2 protein-coding genes and 1 pseudogene are annotated in these 2,404 nt (G+C 55.4%); all 3 read right to left on the bottom strand.

Annotated elements, in window-relative coordinates; genetic code table 11:
* Positions 1 to 604 precede the first annotated feature (604 nt).
* Positions 605 to 919 (bottom strand): hypothetical protein, encoded by a 315-nt coding sequence (locus AWB81_RS42100; protein ID WP_062644446.1) that lies wholly within the window; start codon positions 917 to 919, stop codon positions 605 to 607.
* Between the two features lie 334 nt (positions 920 to 1,253).
* Complete coding sequence (locus AWB81_RS42095; protein ID WP_087135598.1) at positions 1,254 to 1,457, bottom strand: cold-shock protein; 204 nt, start codon at positions 1,455 to 1,457, stop codon at positions 1,254 to 1,256.
* Between the two features lie 735 nt (positions 1,458 to 2,192).
* Positions 2,193 to 2,404, bottom strand: a pseudogene (locus AWB81_RS48045) (IS4-like element ISCku4 family transposase); the annotation flags it as partial.

The raw sequence follows: 2,404 nt of genomic DNA, 5'->3' as shown, positions 1-2,404 counted from the left end.
CTTTCTTCCGGTTCGCTGACCACCGCTTCACTTCGGCGGCTGCGCCGGGGGCGCTTCCAGTCGCGCTACGCGCTCCTTCCACCGCCCCCGGCACAACCTCAGTGACATTCGACTTCTTCAGCATGTTCAACTCCGTTTCCAGACACACTTTTACCCCAAATTCGTGTCCAGCAAAACCGGAGGCGGTTCAACCGGACCGCCACGAAAGTGGCTGGGGCCTATCGTGTGTATATGACAGGGAAATTACAAGGGCGACCGCGGCGAAGAACGGGCCGTTCATCTCGGCCTGAAGGGCGGGCATGTCGGCTACAGGCGCGGCCATGAGAAGTCCCGCTGTACTGAAGTCGGCTGCGATGAGACGACGAATGCGAGGGGTTGGGCCGAGGCTTGGTGTCTGAGGCGCCCGCAGCCATCCAGGTCGGCGTCCAAGACACAAGTCGGAAAACGCTCGCTCCGGGGTTGTTGAAGCTTTCAGGGAAACGCCGGTCACGATGTCGCGCGAAGGGAAGTGCCCGCTACGCGTGAGCAAGCTCGCGATGTCAGTTCCCTCGGAGCCGCGGCTTGTGTAGGGATGGCTCGCCGCCCGAAGACGTCCGCCTTTGGTTTAAGCGGCGTCGCGCTCGGCCGGAGCCGAGGCCTTTTCGTCCGAAGAGGATTCGTCGCTCGCATCGGCTGGCTGGGTGTTGGCAATCTCGACACTACAACACAGCACTCGGTAGTACTGCGAGCCGGCTTGCGAACAGAGATGCTGTCCGAGTACGTATCGCTTTAAGTTTGTATGCGTTCGCGCGGTTTTCATCGCGCCTTCGACTTGCTGCAACGTCGTTTCGGCGGGCAGGATAAGCGCTTCGTCAACCTGGAGTTTAATAAGCAATGCAGCGATGGAGTCGGGGGTCACGATTGCTTCCAGTGAATTCATCAGCAAGTCGGTCAACCGCCGCTTTTGGCCGAGTGATACTTTCTAACAAGAAATTTTCCCTATTTTTGCAGCGCGCTCTCTTCGCTGCAGTGAGCGCGCCTTGCGGTGCATTTCTCATGGTCATAGCCTACTGCAGGCGAAGATTGAGCACAATCTGGGTTCGACAAGCACCATCATTTTATTTTCGACAAACTGTCAAATTTACCCCGTGACTTCACTTGCCGGTCCTGCCAGCGAAGGACATGTCAACGTGCACTCTCGAACTGATAAATTGAGATTGGAAACGGCCCGCAACAGCGGGCCAATGTTCTTCTGCATCGGATTAACCGGATTGTCAGAGAGGCGTTATATTCGCCGCCTGCTTTCCCTTCGGTCCTTGTTTAACTTCAAAACTTACTTTCTGGTTCTCTTGCAGAGATTTAAATCCCTCCGCTTTCACTTCCGAGAAATGAGCAAAAAGGTCTTCACCGCCGCCATCAGGAGTAATGAAACCAAAACCCTTCGCATCGTTGAACCACTTCACTGTACCGGTTGGCATTTTTGTGTCCAGATTTGAAACAAACTACATTGCATGGTGACGCGTACTGTTTGCTTTAACCCGCGAGTTCACACTCGGCAGACAAGCGGGTTCGTCCAAGGCGGTCACCGACCGTGTCGATGAATTCGAATCGACAAAGAATAGCGTACGTAATTTTTCCTAGTTGCACAATTGGCAATTTTCCATAACTCAGGACCGTGCGGGACGGTCGACCGGTCCTTTTCGGCTCCCGGAACTCAACGAACTCATCCCTATCTCGGTGCGCGCCCCGGAAAGGACTCCGATCCGACGGGTGGTTGGACGAAATACCGCGGACGACTCGCACCCGGACACCAGATGAAGTCTGGGCTCGCCGAGCGGCGTGCAGGCAACATCACTCGAGAATTGCAATATCAAAAGCGGCGTCCCCCGAAGTTATCGTCGGAAGGGACTGGCTTATTTTCGTGGGAGGGACCCAATGCCCGTCACGCTTCGCACTAGCCGTTGCCGCCGAGTCAACATTGCTTCTGAGGAACGTGGCGAACCTTGGGTGGGCGCTTGTGATTGACCTCGACGTTAGCAACGGCTTGCGCTGGCGCAACTCGGTTGACGCCATCTTGTTCAAGCACTTGGGCTCTTTGCATGTTCCCTTGCTGCCGACAGCCTGCGAACTGTTTGAACGCAACTCATTCTTATTCAACTACTAATGGCGAACTTAGACAGCTCAAGAGTGCCGAGTTCGGCACAGTCTTGGGGTTATGTGGCCAGTCGGAACATCTCGAAGGTGTCAGGGTCCTGCCTTTCGGCGATGAATTTCGCGAAGAAATTGGTTTTGGCGCTATTCACGAGAAATTCGGGCAGGCATTGTCGTAGTGCACTGGCGACAACCAACTCCGATGGAGGGATGCCGGGACGGATGGTGCGCAGCCAGGATCCAAAGGAACTCCAGACGAGTGAAGGGAATACCG

Origin of the sequence: Caballeronia arationis, from assembly GCF_001544975.2 — a bacterium.
In the GTDB taxonomy this organism is placed as follows: Bacteria; Pseudomonadota; Gammaproteobacteria; order Burkholderiales; family Burkholderiaceae; genus Caballeronia; species Caballeronia arationis.
Note: the sequence above shows the minus strand (reverse complement) of the source record. Positions and strands in the feature narration are given on the sequence as shown.

What these genes read in the sequence shown, in the direction of transcription:
- AWB81_RS42095 (WP_087135598.1), bottom strand. Translation starts at nt 1,457, where the DNA reads ATGCCAACCGGTACAGTGAAGTGGTTCAACGATGCGAAGGGTTTTGGT.
- AWB81_RS42100 (WP_062644446.1), bottom strand. Translation starts at nt 919, where the DNA reads ATGAATTCACTGGAAGCAATCGTGACCCCCGACTCCATCGCTGCATTG.